General features: G+C 43.2%; 16 protein-coding genes and 1 pseudogene. 10 read left to right on the top strand and 7 right to left on the bottom strand.

Going from position 1 to position 15,613, the window contains the following annotated elements:
- Positions 1-15 precede the first annotated feature (15 nt).
- Positions 16-501, bottom strand: coding sequence for a GyrI-like domain-containing protein (locus BN1067_RS00805; RefSeq protein WP_053217036.1), 486 nt, complete (start codon positions 499-501; stop codon positions 16-18).
- Between the two features lie 109 nt (positions 502-610).
- On the opposite strand from BN1067_RS00805, the gene BN1067_RS00810 reads away from it, so the two are divergent.
- The 3 genes from BN1067_RS00810 (at position 611) to BN1067_RS00820 (ending at position 2,960) form a co-directional block, all read left to right on the top strand.
- Complete coding sequence (locus BN1067_RS00810; protein ID WP_053217037.1) at positions 611-1,573, top strand: helix-turn-helix transcriptional regulator; 963 nt, start codon at positions 611-613, stop codon at positions 1,571-1,573.
- A 212-nt stretch (positions 1,574-1,785) separates the two neighbouring features.
- A complete protein-coding gene (locus BN1067_RS00815) occupies positions 1,786-2,730 on the top strand; it encodes a hypothetical protein (protein WP_053217038.1) in 945 nt (314 codons plus the stop codon).
- A gap of 71 nt (positions 2,731-2,801) precedes the next feature.
- Positions 2,802-2,960, top strand: coding sequence for an NUDIX hydrolase (locus BN1067_RS00820; protein WP_199868436.1), 159 nt, complete (start codon positions 2,802-2,804; stop codon positions 2,958-2,960).
- A 138-nt stretch (positions 2,961-3,098) separates the two neighbouring features.
- Here BN1067_RS00820 and BN1067_RS00825 read toward each other — a convergent pair whose 3' ends face one another.
- Positions 3,099-3,587 carry a hypothetical protein gene (locus BN1067_RS00825; protein WP_053217039.1) on the bottom strand — a complete coding sequence of 163 codons (489 nt, stop codon included), beginning with the start codon at positions 3,585-3,587 and terminating at the stop codon, positions 3,099-3,101.
- Positions 3,588-3,684: 97 nt separating this feature from the next.
- Between BN1067_RS00825 and BN1067_RS00830 the strand changes: the two genes are divergently transcribed.
- Positions 3,685-4,272 (top strand): vWA domain-containing protein, encoded by a 588-nt coding sequence (locus tag BN1067_RS00830; protein WP_053217040.1) that lies wholly within the window; start codon positions 3,685-3,687, stop codon positions 4,270-4,272.
- A gap of 107 nt (positions 4,273-4,379) precedes the next feature.
- On the opposite strand, the gene BN1067_RS00835 is transcribed toward BN1067_RS00830, so the two are convergent.
- A complete protein-coding gene (locus BN1067_RS00835) occupies positions 4,380-5,390 on the bottom strand; it encodes a FecCD family ABC transporter permease (RefSeq protein ID WP_053217041.1) in 1,011 nt (336 codons plus the stop codon).
- Complete coding sequence (locus BN1067_RS00840) at positions 5,390-6,415, bottom strand: FecCD family ABC transporter permease (RefSeq protein ID WP_053217042.1); 1,026 nt, start codon at positions 6,413-6,415, stop codon at positions 5,390-5,392. The genes BN1067_RS00835 and BN1067_RS00840 overlap by 1 nt, the downstream gene beginning before the upstream one ends.
- Positions 6,416-6,552: 137 nt before the next feature.
- On the opposite strand from BN1067_RS00840, the gene BN1067_RS00845 reads away from it, so the two are divergent.
- Positions 6,553-7,524 carry an iron-hydroxamate ABC transporter substrate-binding protein gene (locus BN1067_RS00845; RefSeq protein ID WP_053217043.1) on the top strand — a complete coding sequence of 324 codons (972 nt, stop codon included), beginning with the start codon at positions 6,553-6,555 and terminating at the stop codon, positions 7,522-7,524.
- A 43-nt stretch (positions 7,525-7,567) separates the two neighbouring features.
- On the opposite strand, the gene BN1067_RS00850 is transcribed toward BN1067_RS00845, so the two are convergent.
- From BN1067_RS00850 to BN1067_RS00860, 3 genes are all read right to left on the bottom strand, one after another.
- Positions 7,568-8,422: an alpha/beta fold hydrolase gene (locus BN1067_RS00850; RefSeq protein ID WP_234400599.1), complete on the bottom strand. Its 855-nt coding sequence runs from the start codon at positions 8,420-8,422 to the stop codon at positions 7,568-7,570.
- A 349-nt stretch (positions 8,423-8,771) separates the two neighbouring features.
- The gene (locus BN1067_RS19670) at positions 8,772-10,616 is read right to left on the bottom strand and encodes a YecA family protein (RefSeq protein ID WP_053217045.1); all 1,845 of its coding nucleotides are present in this window, start codon (positions 10,614-10,616) and stop codon (positions 8,772-8,774) included.
- 153 nt (positions 10,617-10,769) lie between these two features.
- Complete coding sequence (locus BN1067_RS00860) at positions 10,770-11,117, bottom strand: winged helix-turn-helix transcriptional regulator (protein ID WP_053217046.1); 348 nt, start codon at positions 11,115-11,117, stop codon at positions 10,770-10,772.
- A gap of 337 nt (positions 11,118-11,454) precedes the next feature.
- Here BN1067_RS00860 and BN1067_RS00865 point away from each other — a divergent pair, with 337 nt between their 5' ends.
- The 5 genes and pseudogenes from BN1067_RS00865 to BN1067_RS20040 all read left to right on the top strand — a co-directional run.
- Positions 11,455-12,513, top strand: a complete 1,059-nt coding sequence (locus BN1067_RS00865; protein WP_053217047.1) for an LLM class flavin-dependent oxidoreductase — start codon at positions 11,455-11,457, stop codon at positions 12,511-12,513.
- Positions 12,514-12,525: 12 nt separating this feature from the next.
- Positions 12,526-13,092, top strand: coding sequence for an NADPH-dependent FMN reductase (locus BN1067_RS00870; RefSeq protein ID WP_053217048.1), 567 nt, complete (start codon positions 12,526-12,528; stop codon positions 13,090-13,092).
- Between the two features lie 150 nt (positions 13,093-13,242).
- Positions 13,243-14,538 (top strand): hypothetical protein, encoded by a 1,296-nt coding sequence (locus BN1067_RS00875; RefSeq protein WP_053217049.1) that lies wholly within the window; start codon positions 13,243-13,245, stop codon positions 14,536-14,538.
- A gap of 182 nt (positions 14,539-14,720) precedes the next feature.
- The gene (locus BN1067_RS00880) at positions 14,721-15,146 is read left to right on the top strand and encodes a DUF1801 domain-containing protein (RefSeq protein ID WP_053217050.1); all 426 of its coding nucleotides are present in this window, start codon (positions 14,721-14,723) and stop codon (positions 15,144-15,146) included.
- Between the two features lie 226 nt (positions 15,147-15,372).
- Positions 15,373-15,613, top strand: a pseudogene (locus BN1067_RS20040) (IS5/IS1182 family transposase); the annotation flags it as partial.

A 15,613-nucleotide genomic window follows, 5' to 3' on the forward strand; every position in this document is an offset into this window, starting at 1 on the left:
ACAGTTTTTATCTTTTTATTTCCTAACCACAGGAATCCACATTTCACCGAAAACGGTGCCGTTTCGCTCCCCCATCTGAACCGTGGCATTTGGACCTCCGACATAAGCAAAATCGGTTGCTTCTGGCAAGACCTGCCCAAAGGCAACTCCAGAAACATGGTTGTTCAATTCGTCAGCCGTCTTTCCTTCCCCTTTGACAACCAGGTATTCCCCCTCTGGAAATTCAATCACTCTGGCTTCTTCTGGAACAGATGCCGATTCCTTTGCCATGACGCCGGCATAATGCATCATCTTGTTATTCACCGCTTCATTCACGGCAAAAATGTAGTCATTTGCTGCGATGGATTTTAACGTATCCAGTCTTCCATCTTGGCTTGCCTCCTGCCAAAAATCTGCTTTTTCTTTGCTCAAGCTGGCAAAGTCCCTGTAATCGCTCTTCAGTTCCGTTCCTAAACCTATTACGGTAAAGCCTTCTTTTTCTTCTAAAATATAATCTGCCATCTTTTTGCCATCCTTTTTTAAGATTTTTTCAAGCTAATTGTCTGCATCACTTGATGGGTATATAATACCGTTAAATAGTATCAAAAATTGATACTTTTAGGAGGTCATGATGAAAAAAGTTGAACGAATTAATCTAATTATGCGGTTTATCAACAACCGTGGTCGCTTTACCATCTCTGAAATCATGCAGGAATTTAACATATCACGTTCAACAGTTATTAGAGATATTCGGGAAATTGAAGCTATGGGCATGCCGCTTGTCTCCGAGGTTGGAAGGGATGGCGGATATTTTGTCATGCATAACTCTGTCCTTCCCGAAATCCGTTTTACCGATGATGAAGTTAAAGCGCTTTTCATTGCCTTTATGGCGACAAGAAATCAGCAGCTTCCATATCTAAAGAGCCGTCAATCGATAGCTGAAAAGTTACTCGGTCTCATATCGGAAAGTCAGCAGGATGATCTTATTTTTTTAAATCAAATTTTGCTTTTCGAAGGGACCAATCCACATCACCCTGATTTGCTTGATCTTTCCGACCTGCCCCATCCCATGGTGGAAAAACTCTTTCAAATGCTGCTTTGGGACAGATATTTAGTTATTACCCTCAAAGAAGAAAAGGAGACAAAAGCTTTCCCGATTTATCTTTTGCACCTTTACCACGAAAAAAGTCTTTGGCTGATTGAAGGCTTTGACTTAAAAGAAGAAAAGAAGAAGATCTTTTCAGTCGACCGAATCATTGATATTCTACCTTGCTCTATGGAAAAAAGGCTAAGTGAGCAAGTAATCTTCTTAAAACTAAGCGAGCGGAGAGAAGCGGCAAATCTTGTCCTTGTTCTAGGGCCAGAAGCAATAGCCCAGTTCAAAAAATACCATCCACTAGATATGTCTCTTTCCTATACAGATCCTTACCAAACGACAGCAGTACTAAAGACATTCATCAACGTTGACCAGCCCGAAGAAGTGAAGGAGATAACAAACTGGCTGCTTTTTCTAGGAGAGGATATCGAGATCAGAGAAATGCCGGAAAAAGTTTTGAAAGCTTTGCAAGAGAGAATAACGTTATTCTGCCCGTAACAGGGTGAGGCTAAAACCAAAATTAAAAGACGGTTGGATAGTGACATGAAGAGCAGGGATGGAAGTAACAGTACGCGATAGTAGGATATACATCATGATATCTCGCAACTCGGAAGCGAGATATTTTTTCCTGCAGATGGAAATTATATGTTAAATTAAATTTAATAGAAAGCGTAAGAATATTCAGATGAAACTATGAAGGGAGGAATAGTATGGAGAAATTTTATTCTCTGTGTCTTCAAGGAAAAGTGAAAGCTGCGATGGAATACCTAAACAGTATCCGAGTTAAGACGGAAGACATGATCAGACTGGAAAAATGCATGAATGATAGATTTTTTTCTGATGCATATAACGTGGATAAGCAATTCAATGACAAGTGGATTGAAAATGTTATAGTAGCTTACCATCATTATTTTCGTGCAGTATTGTTAAATCATAAAATAAAAGATAACGCAGAGATTGTACTTAGAAAAAGCTTGGCCGACATTTTACAAATCGGTGACACTGTAAACATAGATTCTATAGAGCAAAAGCTCTCTGAAGTTTTCCTTGTAAAAGGCTACTTCTTTTTGGGAGGCGTTACCCCTCCGTTTAGAGGTCCTTATGTTTGGGGTAAAATGGAAAAATTGCAATATGAGGTGGAGATTCCAGCTGCTATCCAGCGAGTTACAGTGAATATGATGTCTGACTTTTTATTGGAAAGTTGGATTAGTTTTGCAACCTGTGAACAGAAAACTGTGGGTGGTTGGGCAAAAGACGGTGAGTTGTATTGTAATGCAAAAAGATATAAAGATAGAAATGGAGAAGCATTTCAAATTTTCTATCTAAAACATGAAGCACAACATTTATATGACTTAGCACATTTTCCTAAAATAAAACCGATACATTTAGAGTATCGAGCGAAATTAGTCGAACTCATTTATAGTACCAATCATTCTATTTTAAGGAAGTTTTTATTGGAAGCCAGCAATGATGAAGCCTTCCCGCATTCATTTGCCTCTTACCTTATTATTAAAAGGTTATCCGGATTAATCTTTGATAATGATTTAGTGGATAACATAGATTCTTGGCTGGAAGTTGAATATAAACGCATATCATCCTTATCAACACAACTATTTGAAGAAAGTACCAAGGAAGTGGAAAAGCTGTATACATAACGAACGGGAAACTTTTCTAATGGCAGATAGTTATGTATCCTTTATTACTTGCTGGAAGGTGGAGGAATGGCATGGAATACTACAAATATCTCAGACAATTCGTCGGGCACAGACCACTGATTTTACCAGGTTCCGTGGTGATTATTTTAAATGAACAAAACCAAGTATTATTGCAAAAAAGGCGTGATGCAAAGGAGGAATCACTCCCAAAGAAGATCAACTTTGCATAAAAGAAGATCAAGTAACAGCCAAAGAAGATCAACTTTGCACAAAAGAAGATCAAGTAACAGCCAAAGAAGATCAACTACCCCCTAAAGATGATCAAGTTCGGATTTCCTTATCCAGATCTCTATTGCAGAAGCTCTTTTCTACCACAACGTCTTTACTCCCATGTATTCCAGCGCCTGATTCACTTCGTCGACATCATACGTGCCGTTTTGCAAACAAAAACGGATGACGAGGTCAAAGGGATCATTGTATGAAAGGGAATAACCGGCTGCATCTAATAAATCTTCGGTTTTTGTTTCGTCTAATCGCAATCCGATTGCAAGGGCGGCAACGGTTTGTTTGCTTGTTTTGTAATCCGGGTTGGATCTGATTTTGGAGAACAGTCTTCTGTCAAGTCCAGCCCGTTTATACACCTCGGAATCGGTATATCCTTTCTCGTCGATGAACGCAAAGAGTGTTTCGGAAAAGGAAGGGGTCTGGTTTTCCTTTATGTAGTCTTCTAAAGCGATAATATTGGTTTCGCTGTCTACGGTGAAGTTGCGTTCTGATTCATATAACGGGATGGATAAGCTTAGCTGATGCGTTTCCACATATTCCTGTAATTCTTCCAGAACGTGTTGATCAAGCATGCCCCGGCCTCCTCATTGTCGCTTTAAAGGCGACCTTTTTGTTTGTTTTGGTTGCTATTATTATAGCATTCAACGGAAATGAAAGGATGAGGAATAGATGAAACAAAAGGTAACAGAAATTATTTTTTTACTCGACAGAAGCGGTTCGATGAGCGGATTGGAAAGCGATACAATTGGCGGGTTTAATGCATTGATTGAAAAACAGCGGCAGATGGAAGGAGAAACAAAGGTAACAGCGGTTCTGTTTGATGACGATTACGAAATTCTCTGGAATGGCATCCAAGCGGAGCAGGCGGTTTTAACGAGTCAGGATTACTTTGTCAGAGGGATGACAGCCTTGCTGGACGCTGTCGGCAAAACGATCGTGGAAGTGAAGCGGCGAATTTCACAAGCAAGTATAGAAGAACAGCCGGATGAAGTATTGTTCGTGATAACAACCGATGGCTTGGAAAATGCCAGTGAAGAGTTCACTTACGAAAAAGTCAAAACACTGATCAAACAGCAAAAAAAGCAGGATGACTGGCAATTTTTGTTCCTGGGAGCAAATATAGATGTTGCCGAAGAAGCGAGCCGGATGGGAATAGAGGTGGAGGATGCCCATGCATTTGAAGCATCTGTCGATGGCATGATGAAGATGTATGATCAGGTCCACGAAGTGATGGTGGAGAAGCGGAGCAGACAATAAAAATAAAACCTGATGGTCAACCAATCGAGAGTTTTTAGATACTGAATTGTTTTTCCATAAGAAAAAGGCCAGGGAAATATCCCTGGCCTTTTGTACTGTCATGTCTCTTATGTTTTCATCAACAAATAAATAAAGTAACCACCGCCGATAACCGATACAATGAGGCCGACCGGTATTTCCGATGGCGCGAGTATATTGCGTCCGATAGTATCTGCTGCCAGCAACAGCAAGGCACCCATCAATGCTGATATCGGCAGGAACCGTTCGTGAGTCGGCCCGACCAGCTTTTTCGATAAATGCGGGACTACCAATCCGAGAAAAGCGATCCCTCCGCCGACTGCGACACTGGCACCGGCGAGCGCTACTGCAATGAACAGCACGGTCATTCGTTCGCGTTCCACTTTGGTGCCGAGCCCTTGGGCAACGTCTTCGCCGAGATAAAGGGTGTTTAGCGATTTTCCTTTATAAATTGCCAGCGGCACAAAGACAAGGATCCATGGCAATAACGCAAGGACATAGCTCCAATCGGTTCCGGATATGTTACCGGATAACCAGATGGTGGCCCGGGTAAAATCATTTGGATCCATTTTCAGTTGGAAAATGATGATCAATGCAGCGAAGGCACTGTTGACACCGATTCCGACTAATACGAGGCGGATGGGCGAAACGCCGTTTTTCCAGGAAATCGCATAGATGAGTACGGCTGCCAGAATAGCCCCGAGCAATGCCCATATCGGCAAGATGAAAATGGACATGGAGCCAGAGGCACCAGTGTTACCTTCAACTAAGAAAATGTATAATACCACTGCGAAACCTGCCCCGGCATTAATCCCGATGATGCCAGGGTCTGCCAATTCATTGCGGGTGACGCTTTGCAGCAGTGCGCCAGAAATGGCCATACCTGCCCCAATCAACAGGGCGATGGTCATGCGCGGCAAACGGAACTGGAACAATACCACGGCGTTCTGATCGTTGCCGCTGCCGGTAAGCGTCTGGAAAATCTCGATTGGTGAAATCCGGATGACTCCGAGATTCAAGCTCAAAATCAGAGTGCCGATGATTGCAAGAAACAAAACCAACCCGGTCAACCATGTTTTTTTCTGTGTCTGTTTGCTCATTATAACGTTCTCCCTTCACGGCGTGCTAAATAAAGAAAGAAGGGAACACCGATCAAGGCGGTTACCGTTCCGACCGGTGTCTCAAATGGCGGGTTGATCATGCGGGAAACAGTATCTGCCACTACAAGCAGGATTGCACCCAAAATCGCCGAGCAGGGGATGATCCAGCGGTAATTGATACCGACCAGGAAACGCGTGATATGCGGTATCACCAATCCAATAAAGCCGATGGTTCCCGCTACAGATACTGCTACACCGGTAAGCAGCAATACTACAATCGTACCGGCCAGTTTAATAAAAGCGGTTCGCTGGCCGAGTCCTCTGGCCACATCTTCTCCTAAGTTGAGCACGGTTATCGAATGGGCGAGCAGGATGGCAAGGATGATGCCGATGATGACAATCGGTGCCAGTAATTTCACATGTACCCACTGCACACTGGAAACACCGCCTGCATACCAAAAGCTCATGTCTTTTGCAATATTGAAATGAATAGAAATGCCCGAAGACAACGAATTTAGCATCGCGGTCACTGCCGTTCCTGCCAATGCGAGCTTTACCGGAGTCAACCCTGTTTTCGATATGGATCCGACAGCAAAGACGATTCCTGTCCCAAGTCCCGCACCGGCAAACGCCCATAGCATCAGAGCAAAGCTGGAAGAACCGGGAATCACGGCAAGCGCGACGGCTATCATAAAGGATGCTCCCGATGTGACTCCCATAATCGAGGGAGAAGCAAGCGGATTCCGTGTCATCCCTTGCATGATTGCCCCGGACATTGCCAGGGCGGCTCCGATTAACGCAGCTGCCAGCACCCTAGGTATTCGCAGATTACGAACGATTTGATGGGAGGTGGAGGAAGGATCGAATTGATAGATGCTTTGCCAAATCGTAGAAAACTGCAGGTCCGCTGCGCCGTATAAAATGGACAGTGCCATCGTCAATAGGAGCAGTGCCAGGCCGCCTATTAAAATAATAGAAGCAAGAAGAGGGCGCGAGCCTTTCTCTGCAGTTGTATTGTTTGCCATATGTAATGCTCCTTATGGATAATCGATAGTGAAAATACTATCATTATAATATACTCAGTTTATAAAATAAAGCTTGTTATTGATAATGAGAATTGTTATCATTTAAAATGTCAATAGATATACAGGAGGATAATTACATGAAAAAGAAAAGCTATCTTTACATATTTACCAGTTTGTTAGTTTGTTTTTTCGTTTTATCAGCTTGTGGCAATGATCAGGACAATGCTTCTGAAAATGAGAATGAGCAAACCGAAACAGATAACGATTCCGGAGAACGGACACTGACTGATGCGATGGGAAACGAAGTGACGATTCCGGAAAATCCGGAGCGAGTGATTGCATCTTACCTTGAGGATTACCTCGTGGCATTGGATATTACGCCGGTGGCGCAATGGTCGGTCCAGGACGGTGCTGACGTTCAGGACTACCTGCAGGATTCCCTGGGCGATGTACCTACGATTCCGCATGACCTTCCATATGAAACGGTAGCAAGCCATGATCCGGACTTGATTATCATGGATTCTGCCGACATGGTGGAAGGAAACAAATATGAGCAATACAGCAGTATCGCTCCGACATATGTGGTCGGAACGGAACAAAACAATGACTGGCGCGAAGAGTTCAAACAAATCGGCGAAATTTTCGGCAGGGAAGATGATGTTCAGCAAATCCTGGATCAGTATGAACAAAAAGCCGAGAACGCCAAAGAGGAAATCCAGAATTCGATAGGCGATGAATCAGTTGCAGCGATTTGGCTAGTGGGCAGCACCTTCTATATCGTCAGTGACGACTTGTCCAGCGGAGATGTCCTTTACAACGACCTTGGACTTGGCGTACCGAATGTAGTCGAGGAAATTTCCGAAAGCTCGGAAACGAACTGGTCTGAAATTTCGCTGGAAAAATTGGCGGAACTTGATGCTGACCACCTTTTCCTGATCAACAGTGACGGAGAAGGTTCCGAAATGCTTGAGGATGACATTTGGCAGAACATCCCGGCAGTCAAGAATGGCAACATTTACGAATACGGCCCTGAGTCCAGCTGGCTCTATACAGGACCGGTTGCCAATGAACAAATGATTGAGGACGCGCTAGAAAGTCTGACAGAATAATAATTGAAAAGAAGCTTCCGGAGGGGAGCTTCTTTTTTGTTTCTCAAAGTTTAAAATCTTTCTCCATTCCCATCCTATTTTCAAAAAACTTGTCTGCTAGAAAGTTTATCTCTTCTGGCTTTTCTACGACAGTCCAATGTCCACAGTCTTGAATCTCATGTAGCTCGGCATGGGGTATATCGTTTAGTAACAATTCCTGAATTTTATAAGGGGGCAACATATCATCGCTGCCTTGAGCTACTTTTATTGGTATGTTTGCTAATTTGTCCACTTTGTCAGTTAAATCGTAATTATTTTTTATATCTTTCCCTATCATCTGGTTCGCCTGTTGATTGAAACTAGTACTTCTTTTCTCCTTCAAGGTAGTTTTGGAATATACATAGTAAGGGTCTAATATAGCCAAAATATCTTCTGCAGATGCTGTCCCTTTTTTCGTTTTCCTGCTAACCCAAAAATACTTTACTTTGTCTTTAACAGACATCTTTTTTAACAGTTCCTTAGCAAACACCTTATACCCTTTGGATGAAATCCCAATTGCAGCAGTAAGAAAGATTTTATTGACTCTGTCTGGATATGTCGTTGCATAAAGAAGTGCTAACATGCTCCCCCATGACTCACCGAATAGGTTCATTTTTTCGAGCTTTAATTCAGACCGTAATAGTTCCAATGTATTCACTTCTTCTGCCATGGAGTAAGGTTTATTTCCATGAGGTTCTGACTTTCCACATCCCCTCTGATCATAGAAAATCAGTTTGTATTTATGGGAAAGTGGCAAAACAAAAGGAAGAAAAAAGCGATGTTCACTGCCAGGACCGCCATGCAGGAAAACAATAGCTTCTCCCTCTCCTACAATGTTTACATTCACGTGGTGCCCATTTAATTTAATAAGCTGCTCCATTATAAGAGTCACCTCCTTACTTCCATCATAAAGGTAATTTGTTCTAAAGAAAAAGCCCAACGTTGATTCGATTTTTCAGGAATGAATGCTCTTTAATACTTAAATATAAAAAGAGGGAATGTTCGACATTTTGGAAAGGGATAAGCCACATGGTACGAATCTTCCCGTATAAAGCCTATGCCTGAAAGCTTTGTTTTTATGAATGCATTAACATAAGCAACGCTGAAATTTTGGAACCGAAGAATAGGCTAATCGATGTTTCTCTGATTTCTATAAGGACTTGAAGAATATTCACGAGATTATTAAATAAAAACGGTGAAGGGAATAACTTTTCCCTTCACCGAATCTTTTAACGATAGTTTGTTTCAAAGGTTTCCAGCATTTGCATCTGATAGTCTTTTGCAGCGGCGGCTAGCTGTTTGTTAATATCCAGCTTGTTTTCATTGGCCAGCCACTTTGTCAGAGCTTTCACTGTCGTGATCATGTCCTTGATCATGGACTTGCTCATCCCTTCATTGATTGCAAAGAAATCTTCCAGCAACAGGGTGCGCCAAAATTCCAGGTCACATTCTTCCCAGCTTTGCTTGGCACTGTTTTCAATAATTTCTCTTACATTGTGAAGGCTGTTTCGGTATTTTCGCTCTGTTGCTTCTGATTTTCCGTCTGTCTTTTCTTTATAGAAAGAAAAGATATCTTTAGCATAAAAAGTATTCACCGTTTGCGGCGTGAAACCGAGTTTTTCGTAAGTCGCGATATCGGCTTCCGACACTGCGACATCACGAGGAGCAGGGGTAACCGGTTTGATATCGGAATGACGATTGTCTCCTCCTGTTACAAAAGGGGACAGCGGCAGACCAAGTTGCTTTCTGACGGTATTGAAATCTGCTGTAACCTCGACTGATCCATATTTTTCGTAGACAGCTTTATACAAATCATACTCTGCCTGTTTCAGCCATTCCTCAGCAAGGAAAGTTTGTCCGGTTTCCACCAGTTTCCGAAGAGATTTGCCCTCATACATCGGGATCGGCTTGTCCACGTCCGTATGCATCGCATTGTGCGCATATAGGGAGAAGTATTCAGGCACTCCCTCGTCGTAAGAAATCGCCAATTGCTTGCTGTCAGCCTGCACAGGGAGCTTGAAACGCTGTTCAAAGCTTTCCACGAAGGTGATGGCGCCGTCGGACTTTTCGACTTTTTGGAAAAATTGATCGGCGATCGACAAATCGTTCGTTGTGAAGGTCAGCGATTTGTTTTCAATGACCAGGGTGGCGTTCACTTCGGACAAACGGACATTTCCGTTTATCTCGCTGTCGGAAAATACCTGGACATTGCTTTGCCATGTCAGTTTTTTATGCTTTTCCTCCCACTGGTCGATGCCGAAATCATCGTCGTTATATAAAATCCTATCTGCCTTTTCTTTGTCATTTAACAGGAACATGTGCGTGTAAGTCACCATTTCCCGTTCCTTGCGTTCTTCGGCTTCTGGACCTTCCAGCAAGGCGGTTAGGATTTCCGGATAGTAATCGATTAATACATCTTCTGTAGCTTGACCTGTTTCATTGACCAGCTGCTTGGCATAGTTTGCAGCATGCTGGAAATGCTTCGGTTTGACCAGCGTTCGTACCCCGTTAAAATAGTAGGCGCCGTCGATTGGTTCCAGCAAGGCAAGGGTTCCATTCCAAGGGAAAAAGTGTGGGAGGTTTTCCTTTGACTTTGGAACAGGGAAGGTGGATCCGCTGAAGTAATCTCGGAACAGGACACCCGCTTCTGTTTCGTCAACAGCCTCGATCATTTGCGGTTTCATATTCGCCCAACGAATGGCCATTTGTTTATCTTCCTCGGTCAATCTTCGTTCATTTTCCTTCAAGAACCATTCAATGCCCCGCAGTCCGTTTTCATAACGATGAAAGAAGTAGAGCCAGAAATTGAAAAACCCTCGTTGGTTTTGCCCTAGCTTATAGCTTGTCCGCTTTTTAAAATCGGCTTCCATTGGATGATAGACATTGGGAGGGACCTGATCCAGGATAAAATCGTTCAGCTGGTTGACCAGGCTGAGTTTCTGCTGGTAAAAGCGTTCTTCTTTTACATCCTGCAGCTGCACTACGTTTTCTTTTTTCATACAGCATTTTTTATATTTTTTTCCGCTGCCGCAAGGACAGGGATCATTTCTTCCTACTTTCGCATTCACGGTCATCTTCATTCTCCTTTGTTTTGGTATTTCTCTAGATGCTTCGGCTGCCTATCTTCATGTATCAGAAGGCATTCGATCTATGTAGGAGGTTGCACACCAAAAAGGCTGCTAGAAGCAGCCTAACTATTGTAACATTATTCGTCCGATGAAACGGTTTTAAGAGCTTCGCTCGTGCTTTTTCTGTTGTTTATGGAGGGTATGTTTCGTACCCCATTCATGCATTGCTTCCAGAATCGGTTTCAAGCTTTTGCCGTATTCTGTGATCGAGTATTCTACTTTGGGCGGTACCTGCGGATAGACGACACGCTTAATGATATCCTCTTCTTCCAGTTCACGCAACTGCTTGGTCAGCATTTTCTGGGTGATTCCAGGTACACTGCGTTTAAGATCACTGAATCGTTTCGTGCCGTCTTTTAGCAAATGCAGCAGGATAATTGGCTTCCATTTGCCAACCAGGATGCCCAATGCATCTTCGACTTTGCACAAGTCCGGTTCGATTGTCATGTGCTTCACCTTCTCATGGTATCATTTAGTATACTATAGCACTTTAAAGTGTGTACTTATATTTATTGTTTATATCTTTTACAATAACAGTATCCAGTAAAAAAGGAAAGACGGAATTTTTTTGGACTCTTTCCGAATTAATCAAAAAATGAAATTAGAATGATATACATTGGGGGACTTGCTGCCGCTCACTCTACGATGGCGTGCAAATCACTGAACAGGAACGAATCTCAACGATGACGGCAATAGAGATAATCGAGCTGTTTGCTTCGGAAGTCGTTCCGGCTGTTCGGAAAGCGACAGCCAGGCAGTAATGTTGCAGAAAGGTGGAAGGTACATGGAAAAATATCGAATCGATAAAAATAAAGGTCTCGAATTCGGGATTTATACATTAGGCGATCATTTGCCCAATCCATTGACAGGAGAAAGAATTTCAGCAGAACAGCGGCTGCATGAAATTATTGAATACGCAAAACTAGCCGAGCAGGCGGGGATTGATTTCTTTAGTGTTGGAGAAAGTCATCAGGAATATTTTGCGACACAGGCGCATGCCGTGGTGCTTTCTGCGATTGCCCAAGCCACGGAAAAAATGAAGATTGCCAGCTCATCGACGATTATCAGCACTTCCGATCCGGTACGCGTTTACGAAAATTTTGCGACACTGGATTTGATATCCAAAGGCAGGGCGGAATTGATTGCCGGCCGAGCCTCGAGGATTGGTTTATTTGATTTATTAGGCTATAATGTTCGCGACTATGAGGAACTGTTTGAAGAGAAATTTGATTTATTGCTGCAAATCAACGAACAGGAAGTAGTCAACTGGAGCGGGCAGTTTCGTGCTCCGTTGAAAAATGCGCGTGTCCTGCCGCGGCCGCAATCCGGCTTGCTGCCGATTTGGCGAGCTGTCGGAGGTTCACCGGCCAGTGCAATCAAAGCAGGTTATGCAGGGGTGCCAATGTTCCTTGCGCACTTGGGAGGACCAGCGACTGTCTTCAAACGATCCATTGACGCATACCGGGAGGCTGCACGAAGCAGAGGTTTCGATACGGAGGAACTGCCGGTAGCTACGGCAGGCTTTTTCTATGCAGCGGAATCCTCTCAGCAGGCGTTGAAGGATTTGTATCCATTTATCAACGAAGGCATGAAGAAAACGAACGGGCAAGGTTTCCCGAAGCAGCACTTTGCACAGGGTGTTGATCCGCATAATATCATGAACATCGGAAGCCCGCAGGAAATCATAGAGAAGATATTGTACCAGCATGAATTGTTCGGTCATCAGCGGTATATCGCCCAAATTGATTTCGGGGGCATGCCGTTTGATAAGCTTCAGAAAAATATCGAATTGATCGGTACGGAAATTTTACCAGCGATCAGAAAATATACAGTAAAGAATTAGGGGGAAGTGGAAGTGAAGATTGTCGGATTGTCCGGCTCGATAGTCGGCAGTAAGACGAGAACGGCGATGGACTTTACCGTCAACGTTCTCAAGAATAAATATCCCGATTCAGACGTGACACTGATTGATTTAGCGGAATATGACATTCAATTCAGCGATGGCCGCAATTACTTGGAATACGAAGGCGATACCAAGTATGTAGCCGAAACGATTATGGAGGCCGATGCCATTATCATCGGCACACCTGTTTTCCAGGCGTCGATTCCAGCTACATTGAAAAATGTGTTCGATTTGCTTCCCGTCAACGCGTTTCGCGACAAAGTTGTCGGCATGCTGGTGACGGCAGGTTCAGCAAAGCATTACCTGATGGTCGAACAACAGTTAAAACCGATTCTTGCTTACATGAAGGCACAAATGGTGCAAACCTATGTCTTTATTGAAGAAGAAGACTTTTATCGAAAAGAAATAGTGAGTGATGATGTGAAGTTTCGCATCGAGCGTTTGGCAGAAGACACGGTCTTGTTAACCGAGACATTCAGTAAGATACAGGAAGTGAAAGAAGCGGAATATGACTTTTAAAGTATGCCCTATGGAGAAACCATCCATAGGGTTTTTACATAACACATGTTTTAACAGGGGGGACTTGGATAAATGTCCGGTTTGCTTCTGAAACTTTAGAGGCATGAACTTCGTAAGTTTGTTATATAGCAAAGGGGAGGTACTGGAGAGTTGGATGAAGATAAATCGATGGATCCGCGAATAAAACTGCTGGTCGACGAGACGAAAAGGAAATTCGGTTTGGAAGACTATTACCTGGAGCGGTATCAGCTCAGCCGGGATGTGAATTTGTGCAAAAACACCGTGTACATGATAACGATGGAATGGTTTCCGTTTCCTGTTTCAACGGCCTATGAAGACGAGTTAAATCCTGAGGGAACGGCAGTAATCGAGATGGTTATCGATCAACATGTTTATTCAAGTGCCATATTTGTCGGAGGAAAGTCATACGCGAAAAAGGGGATTGTCTTTTCCGAAGAATCACGCGATGCAATAATTCACTGGGTGGAGAAGGAGTCTGGACTAAAATATGGTAAACAGTTTTTTCTGGAACGTGCCTCCCGGTCTGAATATCTGTTTAAGGCATGTGTCCAAGGGACTATCGTTTCTCCAGGTGGTAGGATAAAATTGGAGTTAGATTCAGAAGGCAACTTGATTTTCTTTTCGGTTTCCGGAGATTTTCCTACCAATGAGATGGTCGAAGAATCATCGTATCGACTTTCTATTGAAAACATAGAACAACTGGTTAAACAGCAAATACAAGTAGTTCCATTTCCTTCCTATGAGCAGGAGAAGCTGATTTCGATTTACGCATTGGAAGAGATTTATGTAAAAAATGACCAAGATGGAACGCTACCTTTTCCCGCAGGCTACTTTGCGGGGACCTGTCTAAGGATAGACGAACCGATCCTATGGGAAAAGCGAGATAATTCGTTTCCTTCTTTTTATCCACAAGAAATGAATTGGCACGAAAATATAACAACAGATCAGGCTTTTTCCAACGAACCATCACCGGATGTATTTCCTATTACTTATGAGCAGAAAGTTGGCTGCATGGAGGCAGTAAAACAGGTATTGCGCCAAGAATATCCGGAAGATTCAGGAAGGTGGATCCTGAATACCATTCACCGTGAAAAGGGAAAGCTGGTCGCAACGCTAAAGTCTAATAATCAAAGTAAAAGTGTGTTTAGTAGAAAGCTGCTTGTGTTCATCGATGCTGATCGGCTGTTCCCCATTCAATATATCGATAATCAAACGATGTTGGAAATGGTTGCTTCTTTTGACGTGTTGAATATGGTGGCGGTTACAAAGGAAGAAGCATTTAAGAAACTAAAAGGTCATATAAAGTTAAATCCGGCATACGTCTATGATCTCAGGGAGGAAAGGTTTGTCCTCTGCGGCAAGCTGGATTGTGATTATGGTGTTTCTGCAGCTGACGGAGAAGTTATCGAGTTAAAGGATTTATAGTCTGAAAAGGATGACGGACACGCGGAAAAAGCGAAATGAAACCAACTACCCCCTTTAAAACGATGTTGACGGAACAAAAAATAGTTTATGGGTCGTCTGCTATAAAAGGAAGATAAACACTGTGAGGCTCCATTGTCTTGCGGGACTATTTTAAAAAATGTAAGGAAAGGCGGGAAGCAACCATGTACGAATTGAAGACGAAGGAAAATGACCGGAGCGTGTTGGAATTTATCGATGCGGTCGATCACCCGAAAAAGAAGGAAGATGCCTACCGGTTATTAGATCTTTTTACGGAAACGACCGGGTACCAGGCAAAAATGTGGGGAACGAGCATTATCGGTTTTGGCGCTTATCATTACAAATATGCATCGGGCCATGAAGGCGATGCTCCGCTCGTCGGTTTTTCTCCGCGCAAGGCGAGAATCAGCCTGTATATGGCTACGGGAGACCCTGATCGTGGCGCCCTGTTGGATAAACTGGGGAAACATAAAGCAGGCAAAGCGTGTGTTTATATCAACAAACTGGACGATATTGACAGAGAGGTGCTTAAACAGATGATCACCCAGTCTGTCGCATTTTTACAAGAAACATATCCGCCAGACGAATGATAGGTCAAAAACCGCTCTTTGCTCAGCAAGACCACTGAAAAACTGAAGGTCTTTGAAAAGTAGACTTTAAAAAAAGCGGTCTGTATGGAATTTGATTTCCATACAGACCGCTTTTTATCTAATTTCAAGTGATTTGTGCCCTCTATTCCTTCATTAGTTTAACGATTCGTTTTACATTTAGCTGTGAAAATCGCCATCGCACCTTGCATGCGCATGCCTTCGAGACCCGAAGGACATTTATCCCAGCTTATTAGCTTACTTCCGTCGTAAACGTCTGAAAGACATCAACCTTTTAGATCTCCTGATGGGAAAAACCGTAGAGATCGCTCTTGAGAAAGGCGTGATTCAATCGAAGTCTCTCATCCTTGATGCGACACACACCAAGGCTCGATACAATCAAACATCCCCTCAAGAAGTATTGCATAGCCGTTCCAAGAACGTCCGTAAAATGATTTATTCTATCGATG

This window comes from Virgibacillus senegalensis, assembly GCF_000821245.2.
Lineage (GTDB): Bacteria > Bacillota > Bacilli > Bacillales > Amphibacillaceae > Sediminibacillus > Sediminibacillus senegalensis.

What these genes read in the sequence shown, in the direction of transcription:
- BN1067_RS00805 (WP_053217036.1), bottom strand. Translation starts at nt 501, where the DNA reads ATGGCAGATTATATTTTAGAAGAAAAAGAAGGCTTTACCGTAATAGGT.
- BN1067_RS00810 (WP_053217037.1), top strand. Translation starts at nt 611, where the DNA reads ATGAAAAAAGTTGAACGAATTAATCTAATTATGCGGTTTATCAACAAC.
- BN1067_RS00815 (WP_053217038.1), top strand. Translation starts at nt 1,786, where the DNA reads ATGGAGAAATTTTATTCTCTGTGTCTTCAAGGAAAAGTGAAAGCTGCG.
- BN1067_RS00820 (WP_199868436.1), top strand. Translation starts at nt 2,802, where the DNA reads ATGGAATACTACAAATATCTCAGACAATTCGTCGGGCACAGACCACTG.
- BN1067_RS00825 (WP_053217039.1), bottom strand. Translation starts at nt 3,587, where the DNA reads ATGCTTGATCAACACGTTCTGGAAGAATTACAGGAATATGTGGAAACG.
- BN1067_RS00830 (WP_053217040.1), top strand. Translation starts at nt 3,685, where the DNA reads ATGAAACAAAAGGTAACAGAAATTATTTTTTTACTCGACAGAAGCGGT.
- BN1067_RS00835 (WP_053217041.1), bottom strand. Translation starts at nt 5,390, where the DNA reads ATGAGCAAACAGACACAGAAAAAAACATGGTTGACCGGGTTGGTTTTG.
- BN1067_RS00840 (WP_053217042.1), bottom strand. Translation starts at nt 6,415, where the DNA reads ATGGCAAACAATACAACTGCAGAGAAAGGCTCGCGCCCTCTTCTTGCT.
- BN1067_RS00845 (WP_053217043.1), top strand. Translation starts at nt 6,553, where the DNA reads ATGAAAAAGAAAAGCTATCTTTACATATTTACCAGTTTGTTAGTTTGT.
- BN1067_RS00850 (WP_234400599.1), bottom strand. Translation starts at nt 8,422, where the DNA reads ATGGAGCAGCTTATTAAATTAAATGGGCACCACGTGAATGTAAACATT.
- BN1067_RS19670 (WP_053217045.1), bottom strand. Translation starts at nt 10,616, where the DNA reads ATGACCGTGAATGCGAAAGTAGGAAGAAATGATCCCTGTCCTTGCGGC.
- BN1067_RS00860 (WP_053217046.1), bottom strand. Translation starts at nt 11,117, where the DNA reads ATGACAATCGAACCGGACTTGTGCAAAGTCGAAGATGCATTGGGCATC.
- BN1067_RS00865 (WP_053217047.1), top strand. Translation starts at nt 11,455, where the DNA reads ATGGAAAAATATCGAATCGATAAAAATAAAGGTCTCGAATTCGGGATT.
- BN1067_RS00880 (WP_053217050.1), top strand. Translation starts at nt 14,721, where the DNA reads ATGTACGAATTGAAGACGAAGGAAAATGACCGGAGCGTGTTGGAATTT.